An 18,002-nucleotide genomic window follows, 5' to 3' on the forward strand; every position below is an offset into this window, starting at 1 on the left:
TTTTGCTTTCTTATATTAAGGGATAAATGTGGCAACTAGGCGACCTTGACTCATCAAAGCCAGATCACGATTGAGTGCTTGTTCCTTTCCTTTTCCAATCGAAAAAGAAACTTTCACTTTATCAGTAAACAACTTATCTTCAATAACGGCATCATACTGAGTTAAAAAATACTCAACATCCGTTAATTGCGCATATTCACACTCTAAAAACCCTGGGTAACGTAACTGCTTAAGTGTCGTTTCAAGTCTTTTTAATCCTTGTTTGATGCCAGAACTATAAGCTCGAACCAGTCCACCCACGCCTAATTTCGTTCCTCCAAAATAACGTACAACAATCACGCCAATTTCGCCAATATCACTCCCCTGCAAATGCGCCAGCATAGGTCTTCCAGCACTACCAGAAGGCTCTCCATCATCGCTAGAGCCTGAGGACAAAGTTGATTTTGGTTGGCCACATACAAAAGCATAGCAATAATGATTAGCATTAGGATAACGATATTTAACGGTTTCTAATTGCTCTTTCATCATTTGTGGATCCGAGCAATGAAACAAAATAGAGATAAATCGGCTATGTTTAATATCTTCTTCCACCACACATTCGCTAGCCGGAATTAAATAACACTCACTCACATTGATACCTTAACTCAAAAGCCATTTTTACTTTTCAGCTAAAAATGGTTAGGGGCTGTTGATCTTTCGTGGTTAAATTATGTCCGAGATAAACGTATTTTAATCACGGCGTAGTGAGTACTGCCTAGTCTTCTAAGCCCCTTTCTTTAATAAAGAGGGCTACAACAAAGAGTAAAACACGTTTAGCTGGATCCTACGGACAGTGTTTGTGGCGCCTTTCTACAGCGTTATCGCTTATTCATGTAGAATAACTACACCCCATAAGCTCTGCCTTGTATAAAACCCCCACAAACTGCTGCAGAAATCATCACCAAAGTTCAACAGCCCCTAGTATTAACGACTTAACCATGATGTTAACTCAACCCCGCATCTCGGGTCATGTTCTCATTATGTGTATCATGAACAATGATATTATCTTCTATACGTATACCACCAAAGTCACGTAATAATGCCACAGCATCCCAATTAACTTGCGATTGCCGCTTATCTTGCTTCAGTTCAGACAGTAATGAATCAATAATATACAAACCGGGCTCAATAGTCAGTACCTGATTAGCCGCTAATGTTCGAGTACAACGTAAAAAAGGATGCGCATCGGGAGACGCGATATGCGTGCCAATATCATCACTTAAAAATCCCCCCATATCATGTACCTGCAGCCCTAACATATGACCGAGACCATGAGGGAAAAAAGCTCCCGTGATTTTCTGCTCTATCAGACCTTGTTTATCACCAGAAGCCAATTTAAAGTCCAGTAACAATTGTGCAATCTGCTCATGACACGCTAAATGTAAATCCACATAACTGACATTAGGTGCCATCATATCAATAATAGCGCGTTGTGAGTTATCCATCTGCATCACAAGTTCATCAAATAGATTCTTTTCAAAAGAGTAAGTTCGAGTAATATCCGATGCATAACCATGAAACTGAGCACCCGCATCAATAAGAAAAGAATGTCTATGTTGCGGATTTTGACGAGCAAGCCCTGTGTAATGCAAAATCGCGGCATTTTCATTTAGCGCGATAATATTACCATAGGGCATTTCATTTTCAGTCTGCCCTACGGCTGATAAATAAGCTTGCTGAATATCAAATTCGCAAGCACCATGATAAAACGCATTTTTTGCCGCTAAATGCCCAGTCACAGCAATACGGTTAGCTTCACGCATGCATTCGAGCTCATAGTCGGTTTTTATCGTGCGATGAAAATGTAAATAATTTAATACTGCGCTGGGATTGAATGATGTTAAGCCGACTTCTAATGCATACTCAACATGTTCACCAATATAACTCCAAGCTTCAAGGTCTTTTGGCAAAAAATCCCTAACGGCATCAGCGTTTGTTAACACATGAATATTAAAATGATCACACCAAAATGCATCAGGTAAATCAGCCACTTTATGCCAAAAATCTACCGGACGATAAAATAACAATGTCGGCTTATCAGTACCATTCACCAACAGCCAACAGTGGGGATTATCAATAATAGGCAACCACGCCTTAAATTGTGGGTTCACCTTAAAAGGATAATCCATATCATCTAAAAATTGACGCTGCGGGCGACCAGAATGAATAATCAACCCAGCCAGTCCCTCTCTTGAAACAATCTCTGCCACTCTTTGATTCAATGTTTGTATATGTTCGGGGTAATGCTGAGCGAATAAATTCATAATTATTATCCTATTTTTATTAATGCACGCTTCATTCAATCAAATATGACCTTTGCCATGCATTCGATGAATAAACATTTTCTCATTAGTTTAACACGTCACTCGATGATTATTCACAAACTGAATGGTAAACTCACTTATCCTGTAATGAACGTTCCGTCATACTAGGCAATATTCTCTTCAAATAAGACTCTGTAACATCAATCAGCAAGTCTTTTTGCATCCTAAAAGGATCATTAAAAAAATCCTGACCAATACGCTGATCGATAATGTGTCTGCTCAGTAACTTTAATGCCTCTTCTTCAGAATATCGTGATTCTGAATATATAATTTGCTCCTCTCCAAGCGCTCCAATAGTCGGCTTCTCATTCAATAAACGGGAAAAGTAGCTATAACTAAGCTCACCATATCTCGCTTGATGAGAAGCACAAATAACCACTTTTAAAGCCAGCCAATCAATAACCGACATGTTATTTTTCCAAAGGCTGACATAGTGGTGTATTAAATCCAATTGGCTCTTTGCAGCAAACTTAAATGATTGATCCACTTCACTTCTCATTGTCTGTACATAATCTTTTAATCCTTTATAAGAATAATGACCAGTCTCAATTAAAGAATTTAGGTACCGTAGAGACAAGGTAAACATGCTCAGTTGATAATGCTTACTGGGTTGTTTTTTTATCAAGTTCAATATTTTAGTGATTTGATCTTTTTTTGCTTCAAGTCTGAGTAATGATCCAGCAGATAATTCACCTTCGGTTAAACCACTCAAATAAACATAAATCCCTAACACGATATGATTTATAGCTTTAACCTCATGAAATTGACTAGAAAGTATCTTTTCTTGCCTTCTCTTTCCTTGATAGTAAAAGGTCAGATAACCACTCGACACAATCATAACAGGAATTTTTCCCGCTTTAATTTGCTGCACTTCATCTAAAACGGCTTCATTGTAGGTTTGACGAAATTGAGTATTAATGGCCATTAAAAAATCAAAAATAACGGGCTGATGTTCCGTTTTAGTCGCCGTTATGTCATCAACACTTCTCCCTTGAACAGCCCAACTCATCCAAATACAACAAATCATCACTATTCCTTTATACATACTTATTCCCAGCTTTGTTGATATCCCTCTGTAATGATAGAAGTTCAGCGATGATGACGTCCAAAAATAAAGATAATGCTCTAGGGCCTGTTGATCTTTGGTGATGATTTCTGCAACAGCTTGTGGGTTCTTTATACAAGGCAGAGCTTATGCGGTGTAGTTATTCTACATAAATAAGCGATAACGCCGTAGAAAGGAGCCACAAACGCTGTCCGTAGGATCCGGCTAAACGTGTTTTACTCTTTGTTGGGAGAAATTTACTTAGATCACTAAGCGTCATCCCTCCCGTCGCATTAAAACACGTTTATCTCGGACATAATTTAACCTCCAAAGGTCAACAGGCTCTATACCCGTGATACTTGAAAATGCAGGATTCAGCTGGAATTAAAAGCCTTTTAGACAAGGCTTTGAACAGCGTGCCTAGTCATTCTAAGCTGATGTTCAATAACGCAGTATAAAAGGCTTTTAAACCAGCCCTTTGGGAGTCTGTAAAATCACCTACATCGAAGTTGTATCACAATAAGCATTCTTGCAATAATACGCCTTGAATTAGGCAATTTTACAGGCTCTGAAAACAGGCATCTTCAAGTATCACGGGTATAAATCTATCCATAAAAAATGAAATTTCACTGCCAAAAATCAAACATACGTTTAAATTGGGTGTTGTATTTTTTTCTTTTTTTAAGCACACTGGAAGGAAGTGGTCAAATGATGGCCGAAGCTGCTGTGAGATAGAAGATCATTCCCAGTTTAAAATGAATCTAATATGCGGGAGTGGCTCTAAAGCAAAAAGGAAGCAAGCAATGATCTACCAAAGTCCTACAATTCAAGTTGAGTTACTTGAGGGTAATATCGCACACCTGTGCTTTGATGCACCAGGCTCGGTAAACAAATTCGATAAAGAAACCCTCGAATCATTTGATGCCGCACTCGATAGCATCATGTCAAATTCAAACATTCAAGCACTGTATTTAAGTTCTGGTAAACAAACTTTTATCGTTGGTGCGGATATCACAGAGTTTCTCGGCTTATTCGCCCAAGATGACGCCAAGATTATTGCTTGGCTCGAAAAAACCAATGCGATTTTTAATAAATTAGAAGACCTCCCTTTTCCAACGATTTCTGCCATTAATGGTTTTGCATTAGGCGGAGGTTGTGAAACCATTTTAGCGACTGACTTTCGTATCGCTGACACCAATGCTCGCATTGGCTTACCTGAAACCAAGCTAGGACTGATCCCCGGCTTCGGTGGTACAGTACGCCTACCTCGCGTCATTGGCGCAGATAACGCATTAGAATGGATCACTACAGGTAAAGAACATCGCCCAGAAGCGGCGTTGAAAGTGGGCGCGATTGATGCCGTCGTTGAACCAGATCAATTAAAAGCAGCCGCACTACAAATGCTGCAAGATGCCTTAGCCGAAAAACTTGACTGGCAAAACCGCCGCGCGAAGAAACAAGCGCCACTCAACCTGCCAAAATTAGAAGCCATCATGTCATTTACCACCGCCAAAGGCATGGTATTTAAAGTGGCGGGTAAACATTACCCAGCCCCGATGGCGGCAGTCAATGTGGTTGAACAAGCCGCTAAAAGCACTCGAGCAGATGCCTTAAAAGTTGAGCATAATGCATTCTTATCACTGGCTAAAAGTGATGTCGCTAAATCACTTATTGGTATTTTCTTAAATGACCAATTTGTCAAAGGAAAAGCCAAAAAAGCCAGTAAGCAAGCATTAACAATTAATCAGGCTGCCGTATTAGGTGCAGGTATCATGGGGGGCGGCATTGCTTATCAAAGTGCCAGTAAAGGCACGCCGATCATCATGAAAGATATTGCGCAGCCCGCATTAGATTTAGGCTTAAATGAGGCTTCCAAATTACTCACAAGTCAAATTAAACGAGGCCGCAGCACACCTGAAAAAATGGCTAAGGTACTGAATAACATCACTCCAACCTTAGATTATGCTGCCGTAAAAGATGTGGATGTGATTGTTGAAGCCGTTGTTGAGCATCCAAAAGTCAAAGCCACCGTGTTGGCCGAAGTGGAACAACAAGTCGGTGATGAGACAATCCTCACTTCTAATACATCCACCATTTCAATAAATTTACTTGCTAAAAGCCTTAAAAATCCTGAGCGCTTCTGTGGTATGCATTTTTTCAATCCAGTACATAAAATGCCTTTAGTTGAAGTCATTCGTGGTGAAAAGACATCAGAAAAAACGGTCGCTTCAGTTGTTGCCTATGCCAGTAAAATGGGTAAAACCCCTATCGTCGTCAATGATTGCCCAGGCTTTTTCGTCAATCGTGTGCTTTTCCCCTACTTTGCTGGCTTTAATGGTCTGTTAGTTGACGGCGCTGATTTCAGTGCTATTGATAAAGTGATGGAAAAACAATTTGGCTGGCCAATGGGCCCAGCTTATCTACTGGATGTTGTCGGCTTAGACACGGCACATCATGCTCAAGCGGTGATGGCTGAAGGTTTCCCTGATCGCATGGCTAAACCCAGTAAAGATGCCGTTGATGTCTTATTCAATAACGATCGTTTAGGCCAGAAAAACACTAAAGGTTTTTATGCCTATTCACTCGATCGTCGCGGAAAACCCAAGAAAGATATCGACCCAAGCAGTTATGAATTACTCAACACTGCGTTTGGCGATACAAAAGCCTTTGAAAGTGATGAAATTATTGCCCGCACTATGATCCCAATGATCATTGAAACAGTGCGTTGTTTAGAAGAAGGTATCATAGCTTCACCCGCTGAAGCGGATATGGGTCTCGTTTATGGTATTGGCTTCCCTCCATTTAGAGGAGGTGTATTCCGTTACCTTGATACCATGGGTGTCGCTAATTTTGTCGCACTAGCAGACAAATATGCTCACTTAGGTGGCCTTTATCAGGTAACAGACGCTATGCGTGAATTGGCAGCCAATAACGGTAGCTATTACCAAGCCTAATCAGTGGGAAGGAATAAAATAATGAAACAAGCCGTTATCGTAGATTGCATTCGTACTCCCATGGGCCGCTCAAAGGCTGGAGTATTTAGAAATGTACGCGCAGAAACCTTATCTGCAGAATTAATGAAAGCTCTACTGATCCGTAATCCACAGCTGGATCCCAATACCATTGAAGATGTGATCTGGGGTTGTGTACAGCAAACATTAGAGCAAGGTTTTAACATTGCTCGCAACGCCTCGCTGTTAGCAGGGATCCCAAAACAAGCGGGGGCAGTCACTGTTAACCGCCTTTGTGGATCGTCCATGGAAGCCATGCATCAAGCTGCACGCGCGATAATGACCGGCATGGGTGACACCTTTATTATTGGTGGTGTTGAGCATATGGGTCATGTGCCAATGTCACATGGGGTTGATTTCCATCCGGGTCTTGCCAATAACGTGGCAAAGGCCTCTGGTATGATGGGCTTAACCGCTGAAATGCTGGGTAAAATGCACGGTATTAGCCGTCAAATGCAAGATGAATTCGCCGTCCGCTCGCACCAACGTGCTCATGCAGCAACGATTGAAGGTCGCTTCGCGAATGAAATCCATGCCATCGAAGGTCATGATGCAACAGGTGCACTCATAAAAGTACAGCATGATGAAGTGATCCGCCCAGAAACATCATTGGAATCATTATCAGGTTTACGCCCAGCTTTTGACCCAGTTAACGGTACCGTTACCGCAGGTAGCTCTTCAGCCTTATCTGATGGTGCCTCAGCCATGTTAGTCATGGAAGAGTCAAAAGCTCGTGCACTTGGATTACCTATTCGTGCCCGTATTCGTTCTATGGCGGTGGCAGGGTGTGATGCTGCAATTATGGGTTACGGTCCAGTACCTGCAACGCAAAAAGCCTTAGCTCGTGGCGGCATCGCCATTAATGATTTAGATGTCATTGAACTCAACGAAGCCTTTGCCGCACAATCATTACCCTGCGTCAAAGATCTCGGTTTAATGGATGTAGTCGATGATAAAATTAACCTTAATGGTGGCGCAATCGCTCTAGGTCATCCATTAGGCTGCTCTGGTGCAAGGATCTCAACCACCTTGATTAATCTCATGGAAAGCAAAGATGCCACATTAGGCCTTGCCACTATGTGTATCGGTTTAGGTCAAGGTATCGCTACTGTATTTGAAAGAGTTTAATTATTAAAATCATTTAGTTAAATTATATCCCTATATGAAGCCAATCCGTTTGTGATTGGCTTTTTCTCCCTAAGATTTTCCTTCCAGCTATCTCTCTCAGTCAAAAAATCGTTACAGTTCACCTATCATCCCTTACTCTACCGCCTCTTGGTATTCTTCTGTAAATATGAAACATTAAGGTAACGCTCACGAACAATAATAATAAAATGAATTACCCTGAATACCTTAAAATCAATGAACTGCTGACACTGCAACAACCTAAATCGGAAGAACATGATGAAATGCTATTTATCCTTATTCATCAAACCTATGAGCTTTGGTTTAAACAAATTTTACACGAGCTCGATTTTCTTAAAATCAGTCTCGTTCAAGGTAATATTCCTAAATCACTACACACATTAAAACGCACCTTAACTATTTTAAAAACCTTAGTGGGTCAAGTGGATATTTTAGAAACCATGACACCACTGGAGTTTAAAAGTTTTCGAGACAGGCTTGATACCGCAAGTGGCTTTGAAAGTGCGCAATTTAGAGAAATTGAATTTGTTCTTGGTTATAAACGTGAAAATTTAATTCATATTCATGATGACATCAGCAAACAAAAGCTGATAAAACGATTAGAAGCCCCTTCCATTTGGAGTGATTTTTTATCGTTAGTGGCTACTGAAAACTATAACGTTATTCCACACTGGCAAACAGACCCCCATCTTCAAGATAATGCACTTGAAGCCTTATTGATTGAAATTTATCAGTACAACTTTCCGCTATCTCAAGTATGCGAATTACTCGTTGATCTCGATGAAGGCTTGCAAGAATGGCGTTATCGTCACGTTAAAATGGTCCAGCGTACCATAGGCACTAAAATGGGCACGGGAGGATCAAGTGGCGCTGAGTACCTCACTAAAACCTTGTTTAAACCCCTATTCCCCAGCCTGTGGAATATTCGCGCCAAACTTTAATCTAAGGTCAGAAAGTCGATAATATTATGCTTAATAACTCCGTTATATTACCAAAGCCTCCATTATTACAAGCTCACTACAGCGACTTCCAAGTAGACAGTCGCATTTTATTATCCGGGCATTCACACCAAGCCTGGCCTAATGTTGCCAAACATGGATTACTCCAAAGCTTCAATGATGCAGCTTTACACATAGATGACAAGTGGCAAGCTGCCTTTGAAAAAGCCGAAAGAGTCAGACACTTTTATGCCAATTTACTCGGTGAACCGACAAGCGAAATCACACTCGGCACTTCAACTCATGAGCTCATTTTACGGTTTTTATCTGATTTACCTCTATTAAAAACAAAAAGGCCCCATAGACCGATAAAAATTATCACCACAGATGGTGAGTTTCATTCGATGCGCAGACAACTCGATAGATTGCAAGATATTAATTTCATCATAGAAAAAGTGCCCGTTTCCCCAAGTGCAACTTTAGCAACACGCATAATTGAAAAGCTCGATGCAGCGACCGATGCAGTGATGCTCTCAGCGGTCTTTTTTTCAAGCAGTGAAATATTTAACGATATAGGTCAAGTCGCTCAAGCAGCCAAAGAGTTAACCATTCCTTGCTTAGTTGATGCTTACCACGCACTGAATGTTATTCCTTTTAATCTCAATGATTGGCAATTAAATTCAACTTTTATCATTGGTGGTGGCTATAAATACTGCCAAGCGGGTGAAGGCAATTGTTTCATGCGTCTTCCCAAGAATTATCATGGCAGTCCGTTAATTACAGGCTGGTTTGCCGAATTTGAAAGCTTGAATAAACATGCCTCTTCAGTGGGTTATGGTTTAGGTCATAGCGCATTTTCAGGCTCAACCTACGATCCCGCCAGCCACTATCGCGCTGCAGCCGTGTTTGATTTTTTTGATGAGCATCAATTGACAGATGTCGCCTTACATCAAATCAATCATGCACAAATCAAAACACTCTACACAGGTATTGAGTCCATCAAGCTAAACCCCAATGTTCTGTCCTTACCGCAACATGGTATTGAAAATAACGCTGGATTTTTATCACTCACCGCACCTCAAGCACAGATTTGGGTAAAAGAGCTCGCCAAGCACAATATTTTATGTGACAGTCGAGGCAATCAGCTCAGATTGGGCCCAGCACCTTATGTGAGTAATAATCAACTCAATGAAACACTAGAAGTGATAGAGCATCTTCATCATAAAATCCTAACCAACCCACCAATACACTCATCACTCTAAAATACAACCCAAGAGGAGTTGGTAAGCACTCACACTCATTAAAAGTTTTTATTAATGTACTGCTGTCGATAATGCTTGGGCGTTGCTCCCACCCAACGTTTAAAAGCTTTATAAAATGCAGCGGGAGTGGAGAACCCGAGCAAATAAGCGATTTCGCTGAATGTCAGTGTCGTTTCTCTCACATAGCTAACCGCTAAACCTCGCCTAGTGGTATCCATAATGGTTTGATAATTGGTTGATTCTTGATAAAGGCGTCGCCTTAGCGTCCAAGACGTAGTGCCTAACAGTTGCGCCATTTCATCAATGTTCGGCATTTTCCCCACTAAATGTTGGCTCATTTTATCGGCCACTTTAACTTGCCAAGTCTGATTATCAATCAAGCGTGCTCTTTGTGTGTCACACATGGTTTTTGCCAATAAAAAGCTCGCCATACAGCCATCAGCTAATGAAAGCGATAAACACGTTTTATTAAACACTAAGCCATTAAAGTGAGAATTAAAAATAACAGGACAAGAAAAAAACGCTTCATAAAGAGCGGGATCCGCTGGCTCAGGATATTCAATATGTACCGCCTTTAAAAAGGGCTTTGACTGCTTAGGTAATTTTTCCCATCGAGATTGTAATAAACAAAGCCAGCTGGCCAACACCGAATCGACCACAAAAAAATTATATTGGTTATAAGGAGCGATCGAATAAAAAGATAATCTGCCCTCTGACACATTAAAACACGACTGGCCACGAATATTATCGCTAAGCAAAATTTCATACTCAGCAAATAACTTCGCCATGTCCGCCATATTATTTGCTGCCATGGCTGCAAAGCCTAATACGCCATAATACTGAAAGCCGCTATTTCGCCCCATCTCTAGCCCCAAATCAGCACGCCCAGTAAGTTCAATAGCATCAAAACCTAGTCGCATATACTTAGGAATGGCAATACGACCATTATGAGCAGCAAGCTGCTGAATTGAAATATGATATTTATTCAACAAAGGGGTTAAGTCATACCCTAACTGCTCCACGGTAAAATCCATTTGTTGAATAAAATTAACTGAAATATCCCCTAAACTTATTTTAATTTCACTCACAAATGGCCACCTCAAACATGTATCAATTAAAAATAAAAGTGCTAACTAAGGATAATAAATTGTAGCGACAATGTCTTGTTTGAAGGCTAGTCTCTCGCTAAATTGAATGTAAAGAATAAATATATTATCGAGTGAAGCATGCAAACAACCAATCCATACCCCCATTTACTGAGTCCATTAGATCTTGGGTTTACCCAAATCAAAAATCGTGTCTTGATGGGATCTATGCATACAGGCTTAGAAGAAACGCCTAATGGCTTTGCTCGTATGGCGGCCTACTTTAAAGAACGAGCTGCTGGAGGCGTCGGACTCATTGTCACTGGGGGATTTGGACCAAATCCAGAAGGCGCAGTATTTCAAGGTGGCGCCAAAATGGACTCCATCAAGGAAGCTGAAAAGCACAAAGTGGTTACTCAGGCCGTTCATGATGCTGGGGGAAAAATTTGCATGCAAATTTTACATGCGGGCCGTTATGCCTATAGTAAAGAGCCCGTAGCCCCATCGGCTATTCAAGCGCCTATCAATCCCGCTAAGCCCCGCGCCCTAAGCCGTGAAGAAGTACATAAACAAATTGATGATTTTGTTAATTGTGCCAGCCTCGCCCAATATGCCCACTACGATGGCGTCGAGATCATGGGCTCTGAAGGTTATCTGATTAATCAATTTATTGTTGAACGAACGAATCAGCGTGATGATGAATGGGGCGGCAGCTTTGAAAATCGGATCCGCTTTCCACTGGAAATAGTGCGTCAAGTAAGAGAGAAAGTCGGCCCTAACTTCATCATTATTTATCGTCTTTCCATGTTAGATCTCATTGAAAAAGGCAGTACGTGGCAAGAAGTGGTTCACCTTGCCAAAGCGATAGAGCAAGCAGGTGCCACTATCATTAACACAGGGATCGGCTGGCATGAGGCAAGAGTCCCTACCATAGTCACCAAAGTACCAAGAGCCGCGTTTACAAAAGTCACTGAAAAACTCAAAGGTGAAGTCGCTATTCCACTCATCACCACTAATCGAATTAATACGCCTGAGGTGGCAGAATCCGTATTAGCTCAAGGCCATGCCGATATGGTTTCAATGGCCCGTCCTTTCTTGGCCGATCCAGAATTTGTCAATAAAGCCATGGCCAATCAAGCCGATGAAATCAATACCTGCATAGGCTGTAATCAAGCCTGTTTAGATCATACCTTTAGCATGAAACTCACCACTTGCCTAGTTAATCCGCGAGCTTGCCATGAAACCGAGCTTGTTTATATCAAGTCATCTATCAGTAAACGTATTGCCGTCGTCGGCGCAGGTCCAGCAGGGCTGGCTTTTGCCACAGTCGCTGCACAACGTGGCCATAGTGTCACCTTATTTGACGATAAGGCTGAAGTGGGCGGCCAATTTAATATTGCCAAACTAATCCCCGGTAAAGAAGAATTTTTCGAAACCTTACGTTATTTCAAAACCATGACGCAAAAACTGAATGTTGAAACGGTACTGAATAAACGCATCACAGCAAAAGAGCTGGTTGAACAAGGCTATGATGATATTGTCCTCGCCACAGGTATTCACCCTCGCACTCCAGAAATAGAAGGCATAACGCATTCAAAAGTCCTGAGCTATCTGGATGTACTGCAAGACAAAAAATCGGTAGGACAAAAAGTGGCTATCATAGGCGCTGGTGGAATAGGCTTTGATGTCGCAGAATATTTAACTCACGATTCAAGTCTTTCATCCAGTTTAAATATCGATGCCTTCATGAATGAATGGGGCGTCGATTTAAACATGGAACATCGAGGCGGTTTAATCCCCGCAAAACCTGTCACCTCCCATCGTAAAGTGTATTTATTACAACGTAAACCAACCAAAGTCGGCGCAGGCCTTGGCAAAACATCCGGTTGGGTTCATAGAGCTGGACTAGCAGCCAAAGAAGTCAATATGCTCAATAGTGTCGAGTATGAAAAAGTCGATGATAACGGCCTACATATTCGTATTGCGGGGGAGCCTCAAATATTGGATGTTGATAATGTCATTGTGTGTGCTGGCCAAGAACCATTAAGAGAACTACAAAACCAATTAGAAGATGCCAAGCAAACCGTTCATCTCATTGGTGGCGCCGATGTTGCCGCAGAGCTTGATGCTAAACGCGCCATTAAACAAGGCTGTGAATTGGCCGCTACGTTATAATCAAGGCATTGTATTTATGCAATAAAAGATGGTATACATAAGTTACCATCTTTTAAAAGCGCGCTAGTTTAAAAGGGCTAAGCATAAATGGAATTACACTTACTCGCCGACAAACCTGAATTCATTCCCCAAATAGCCAAATGGTACAGTGACGAATGGGGCTATATAGATGAGAATATAGGTGAAAGTATAGATGCAGGCCGCAGCACTGAAGCCTTGGCGCTCAAATTAACCGACTACCTTAATCGAGATACCTTACCGCTCATAGTCCTTATTACAGACAATGACAACTTGTTAGGCGCCGCACAGCTCAAATTCCATGAAATGGACATTTACCCCGACAAAGAACATTGGCTAGGTGGCGTTTATATTGATGAAACCTTTCGAGGGCAAGGTCTAGGGACGAGACTGATAAATCAAGTCATCACACTCGCCAAGCAACATCAAATCCCATACTTATACTTGCAGACAGAAGATAAAAGTGGTGGCCTGTATGCCCAACTTGGTTGGCAACCGATTGAACATGTCACTTATAAAAATGTCGATGTTCTTGTGATGGAAAAAACCTTATGACCCCCGCAATTAAGCAATTAACCCGCAATGACATTTCATTTACCCTACATGAATATCAACACAACCCCAATAGCTCATCTTATGGATTAGAAGCCGCTGAAAAAATCGGAGTTCAAGCCGAATATGTGTTTAAAACCTTAGTAGCACAAACTGATAATGCCATATTAGTGGTTGCCATTATTCCCGTAAGCTCAACGCTCAATTTAAAGCAATTGGCAAAAGCGGCTAACAGTAAAAAAGCCCATATGGCTAAACCTCAAGATGTGCTGCGTAGCACAGGGTATGTATTAGGTGGTGTCAGCCCTATTGGCCAAAAAAAACAACTTGCTACTTTTATTGATAGCTCTGCCAGTCAATTGACCAGTCTGTATATCAGTGGCGGAAAACGCGGTTTAGATATAGAACTTAGTCCCAATGATTTATATTGTATCACTCAAGCAAAATGGGCAGCACTCACGTCATGAAATAATACAGCAAAATATCAATATAAACTGACTCTGATTATCAATTCTAATCGTTAAATTCAGATACAGGATAGACAATCACTTAATTCAGTACCCTAGCCATTATTATTTTTCAAGTGTTCCACGTGGAACACTTATCATGTTGAACTTATCCGACTTTTAAATAGAGTTGGAAATTACTACAAGCTAGCGTAAAATTGCCTCTCTATTTTATTCGTGTGATAAAGAACAATACATTATGAGCGACATTTTTGAAACTGACAGCTTTGACACAGCACAGCACCAGCTTGATGCATTGGGCCTTCGTTGCCCAGAGCCCGTAATGATGCTCAGAAAATCTGTCCGTCGCCTAAGTGATGGAGAAACATTATTGGTCATTGCCGATGATCCTGCAACGACTCGCGATATTCCCAGTTTTTGTGAATTTATGGATCATACTCTCATTACGAGTGATACCTCAGTATTACCTTACCGATACCTGATTAAAAAAGGATCCGCGTAACAAATTGGCAATCTCCAACATAAGATTGCCAGCCCCTTCCCTTCCATCTTAATACTCGTTTTATCCCCCTCTTAATACCCGAGTGAAATCAAGGTACAAGCTTCACTTAAGTATATATTCCTTTTTATAATTAATTGAAACAAAATTGAGGTATTAATGTTAATGATTTTGTGCGATAAATAACGCCAAATAAATAAGCTGTCATTGGGTTTTTAATAATGAAAAAAAGATTGACTCCCTTAAGCATCGCCATCGCACTTGGCTTGCAATTCGGTATTCACACATCCACTTTTGCCACTGAAGAAGAGACACAGAAATGGCAGGTTAATGCCCCTGAAGGAGCACCACTGGATAAAATCAACATTACGGTCAATGAAGGCACATGGATGAATGTCAGTGTGAGTCCCGATGGTCAACACATCATTTTTGATTTACTCGGTGACATTTATCAAATGCCCATTAAAGGCGGCCAAGCAAAAGTTCTCGCCAGCGGCATAGCTTGGCAAATGCAACCTGTCTATAGTCCCGATGGAAAGTGGATAGCCTTTACCTCCGATGAAGATGGTGGGGACAATATTTGGATAATGAAAGCCGATGGCAGTGAAAAACGCGCTATCACCACAGAAACATTTCGATTACTCAATAGCCCAGCATGGAGCCCTGACTCACAATACTTAGTCGCACGTAAACACTTTACCGGCAGTCGTAGTTTAGGTGCTGGTGAAGTCTGGTTATATCATGTTGCAGGCGGCGATGGTGTCAAGTTAACAGAGCGCCCCAATGAACAAAAAGACTTAGGCGAACCAGCCTACTCACCCGATGGCCGCTATATCTATTTCAGCCAAGATGCCACACCAGGAAAAACCTTTCACTATTCTAAAGACTCGGTGAAAGGTATTTATAAAATTAAACGATACGATACGCAAACAGGCGACATCGACATTCTTATTGAAGGTACAGGTGGCGCTATAAGGCCAACTCCCAGCCCAGATGGCAAAAAACTGGCCTATATCAAACGAGACGACTTTCAATCATCCCTCTATTTACTCGATTTAGCCTCAGGAAAAACAGAGCTGTTGTATGACAAGTTAGACAGAGACATGCAAGAGACTTGGGCCATTCACGGTGTCTATCCTCATATGTCTTGGACACCAGATAATAAAACACTCATATTTTGGGCTAACGGTAAAATTAATCAATTCAATTTAGCATCAAAACGAGCGCAAGTGATCCCTTTTAGCCTTGATGTCAAACGCTCCATTCAACCTGCGGTTCGCTTTCAACAAGATATCGATAAAGATGAATTTAATGTAAAAATGCTACGCATGGCACAGATCTCCCCCAATGGAGAACAAGTCATCTTTGAAGCATTAGGTAAACTCTGGCTCAGAGATCTAAAAGATGAAAAACATACTCGTCTCACCACACTCGCTCCAAAGTTGAGAGAACTCTATCCTCAGTGGTCTAGAGATGGTAAAAATATTGTCTTCACAACATGGGATGATAAACAGCAAGGAAGCATTCGTGTAATCAATGTAGAGACCCAAAAAGTCACCACCTTAACCCAAGAACCCGGTAAGTATGTTGAGCCGACCTTTTCGCCCAATGGTGAATTAATCGTATATCGCAAGGTAAAAGGTGGCTACCTGACCTCACCAACATGGTCTCAAAATACGGGGCTCTATCGTCTCGATATCAAAACAAAACAAACTAAGAAAATCACATCAACAGGACATCAACCCCAATTTGGCGCCAGTTCGAATAGGGTTTATTTTATGGATTCTGGAGAAACACCTGAATTAGCATCCATTAACTTAGACGGTTTCGACAAAAAAATTCATTACACAAGCAAGCATGCCACCGAGTTTAGGCTATCTCCCAACGGTAAGGAACTCGCCTTTGCTGAACGTTTTAAAGTGTGGATTACGCCTTTTGCTAAACATGCAGAAACCATTGAGATTGGCCCCAAGGCGACGAACTTACCTGTAAGACAACTCAGTGTTCGAGCCGGTGAAAGCATCAGCTGGAGTGGCGATAATCAACAAGTGTATTGGACCCTTGGCCCCGAGCTATATCAAGTTAATATTGATAATAGTTATATCAAACAAGATGCAAAATTCGAACCTGAAGAACCTCAAATCACCGACTTAGGTTTCACACAAAAAGCAGATGTTCCACGTGGAACCATTGCTTTTGTGGGCGGAAAGATTATCACCATGCAAGGTGATAAGGTCATAGAAAACGGCACAGTCATCGTCAAAAATAACCATATCGTCAAACTGGGTAAGGCAAAAGACATCGATGTGCCAACTTATGCACAAGTCATCGACATCAGCGGAAAAACCTTAATGCCAGGATTATTTGATGCTCATGCTCATGGGGCGCAAGCAGAAGATGAAATCATTCCCCAACAAAACTGGCAGCAATTTTCAAACTTATCGCTAGGCGTGACAACTATCCATGATCCTTCCAATGATACAACTGAAATATTTGCCGCGGCCGAACAACAAAAAGCAGGACTGATCACAGCACCGAGGTTATTCTCAACTGGCACTATTCTCTATGGCGCAAACCTTCCAGGTTATACTTCTCACGTTGATTCACTCGATGATGCTAAATTTCATCTAGAACGATTGAAAAAAGTGGGGGCTTTTAGTGTCAAAAGTTACAACCAACCGAGACGTGATCAACGTCAGCAAGTCATTGCAGCCGCTCGCGAGTTAGAAATGATGGTCGTTCCTGAAGGCGGTAGTTTATTACAACATAATCTAACCATGGTAGCTGACGGTCATACTACAGTTGAGCACTCTTTACCTGTCGCCAAAATTTATCAAGACATTGAACAATTTTGGAGCCAAACAAAAGTCGGATACACGCCTACACTAGTGGTGGCCTACGGAGGGATTTCAGGTGAACATTACTGGTATGATAAAACCGATGTGTGGAGCCATCCAAGACTATCTCAATATGTGCCAGCCGATATTCTTAATGCACGCTCAATGCGCCGAACCAAAGCTCCCGATGAACACTACAATCACTTTGCTGTTGCAAGAGTGGCCAAACAGCTTAATGATGTCGGTATTCATCCCAATATCGGCGCCCATGGGCAACGTGAAGGCTTAGCGGCACACTGGGAAATGTGGATGTTCGCACAAGGGGGAATGGATAATCTCGATGTACTCAAAACGGCAACCATTAATCCCGCGATGACATTTGGTATGGATAAACAGCTAGGTTCTATTGAAGTGGGTAAACTGGCCGATTTAATCGTAATTGATGGCGATCCACTCAACAATATTCGCACCACAGATAAAGTCATTTATACCATGGTCAATGGCAAGCTGTATAACAGTGAAACCATGAACCTCATCAATCAAAATAATGAAACTGAGCGGCAATCTTTTTATTTTGAATAGATAAATCATTTTCATTTAAAAA

At 41.5% G+C, this 18,002-nt stretch carries 13 protein-coding genes; 9 read left to right on the plus strand and 4 right to left on the minus strand.

Features of this window, described 5'->3' with window-relative positions:
- Positions 1-15: 15 nt before the first annotated feature.
- The 3 genes from Q0779_RS06950 to Q0779_RS06960 all read right to left on the minus strand — a co-directional run bounded on the left by Q0779_RS06950 (position 16) and on the right by Q0779_RS06960 (position 3,408).
- Positions 16-630, minus strand: coding sequence for a YigZ family protein (locus tag Q0779_RS06950; RefSeq protein WP_298770939.1), 615 nt, complete (start codon positions 628-630; stop codon positions 16-18).
- 353 nt (positions 631-983) lie between these two features.
- Positions 984-2,303 carry a Xaa-Pro dipeptidase gene (gene pepQ / locus Q0779_RS06955; RefSeq protein ID WP_298770941.1) on the minus strand — a complete coding sequence of 440 codons (1,320 nt, stop codon included), beginning with the start codon at positions 2,301-2,303 and terminating at the stop codon, positions 984-986.
- 133 nt (positions 2,304-2,436) lie between these two features.
- Positions 2,437-3,408 (minus strand): hypothetical protein, encoded by a 972-nt coding sequence (locus Q0779_RS06960; protein WP_298770943.1) that lies wholly within the window; start codon positions 3,406-3,408, stop codon positions 2,437-2,439.
- A gap of 803 nt (positions 3,409-4,211) precedes the next feature.
- On the opposite strand from Q0779_RS06960, the gene fadB reads away from it, so the two are divergent.
- The 4 genes from fadB to Q0779_RS06980 all read left to right on the plus strand — a co-directional run bounded on the left by fadB (position 4,212) and on the right by Q0779_RS06980 (position 9,765).
- Positions 4,212-6,362 carry a fatty acid oxidation complex subunit alpha FadB gene (gene fadB, locus Q0779_RS06965; protein ID WP_298770945.1) on the plus strand — a complete coding sequence of 717 codons (2,151 nt, stop codon included), beginning with the start codon at positions 4,212-4,214 and terminating at the stop codon, positions 6,360-6,362.
- Between the two features lie 21 nt (positions 6,363-6,383).
- Positions 6,384-7,547: an acetyl-CoA C-acyltransferase FadA gene (fadA, locus tag Q0779_RS06970; protein WP_298770947.1), complete on the plus strand. Its 1,164-nt coding sequence runs from the start codon at positions 6,384-6,386 to the stop codon at positions 7,545-7,547.
- A 206-nt stretch (positions 7,548-7,753) separates the two neighbouring features.
- The gene (locus Q0779_RS06975) at positions 7,754-8,506 is read left to right on the plus strand and encodes a tryptophan 2,3-dioxygenase family protein (RefSeq protein WP_298770948.1); all 753 of its coding nucleotides are present in this window, start codon (positions 7,754-7,756) and stop codon (positions 8,504-8,506) included.
- Between the two features lie 26 nt (positions 8,507-8,532).
- Positions 8,533-9,765 (plus strand): kynureninase, encoded by a 1,233-nt coding sequence (locus tag Q0779_RS06980; RefSeq protein ID WP_298770950.1) that lies wholly within the window; start codon positions 8,533-8,535, stop codon positions 9,763-9,765.
- A gap of 38 nt (positions 9,766-9,803) precedes the next feature.
- Here Q0779_RS06980 and Q0779_RS06985 read toward each other — a convergent pair whose 3' ends face one another.
- Positions 9,804-10,853 (minus strand): AraC family transcriptional regulator, encoded by a 1,050-nt coding sequence (locus Q0779_RS06985; protein ID WP_298770952.1) that lies wholly within the window; start codon positions 10,851-10,853, stop codon positions 9,804-9,806.
- A 138-nt stretch (positions 10,854-10,991) separates the two neighbouring features.
- On the opposite strand from Q0779_RS06985, the gene Q0779_RS06990 reads away from it, so the two are divergent.
- The 5 genes from Q0779_RS06990 (at position 10,992) to Q0779_RS07010 (ending at position 17,980) form a co-directional block, all read left to right on the plus strand.
- On the plus strand, positions 10,992-13,025 hold the full coding sequence (locus tag Q0779_RS06990; protein WP_298770954.1) for an FAD-dependent oxidoreductase: 2,034 nt from the start codon (positions 10,992-10,994) through the stop codon (positions 13,023-13,025).
- A gap of 87 nt (positions 13,026-13,112) precedes the next feature.
- Positions 13,113-13,598, plus strand: a complete 486-nt coding sequence (locus Q0779_RS06995) for a GNAT family N-acetyltransferase (protein ID WP_298770956.1) — start codon at positions 13,113-13,115, stop codon at positions 13,596-13,598.
- Positions 13,595-14,062: a Cys-tRNA(Pro) deacylase gene (gene ybaK / locus Q0779_RS07000; protein WP_298770958.1), complete on the plus strand. Its 468-nt coding sequence runs from the start codon at positions 13,595-13,597 to the stop codon at positions 14,060-14,062. The genes Q0779_RS06995 and ybaK overlap by 4 nt, the downstream gene beginning before the upstream one ends.
- 238 nt (positions 14,063-14,300) lie before the next feature.
- The gene (gene tusA, locus Q0779_RS07005; RefSeq protein WP_298770961.1) at positions 14,301-14,564 is read left to right on the plus strand and encodes a sulfurtransferase TusA; all 264 of its coding nucleotides are present in this window, start codon (positions 14,301-14,303) and stop codon (positions 14,562-14,564) included.
- A 215-nt stretch (positions 14,565-14,779) separates the two neighbouring features.
- On the plus strand, positions 14,780-17,980 hold the full coding sequence (locus Q0779_RS07010) for an amidohydrolase family protein (RefSeq protein WP_298771158.1): 3,201 nt from the start codon (positions 14,780-14,782) through the stop codon (positions 17,978-17,980).
- Positions 17,981-18,002 lie beyond the last annotated feature (22 nt).

The sequence above is a fragment of the uncultured Shewanella sp. genome (genome assembly GCF_947491715.1).
GTDB lineage: Bacteria > Pseudomonadota > Gammaproteobacteria > Enterobacterales > Shewanellaceae > Shewanella.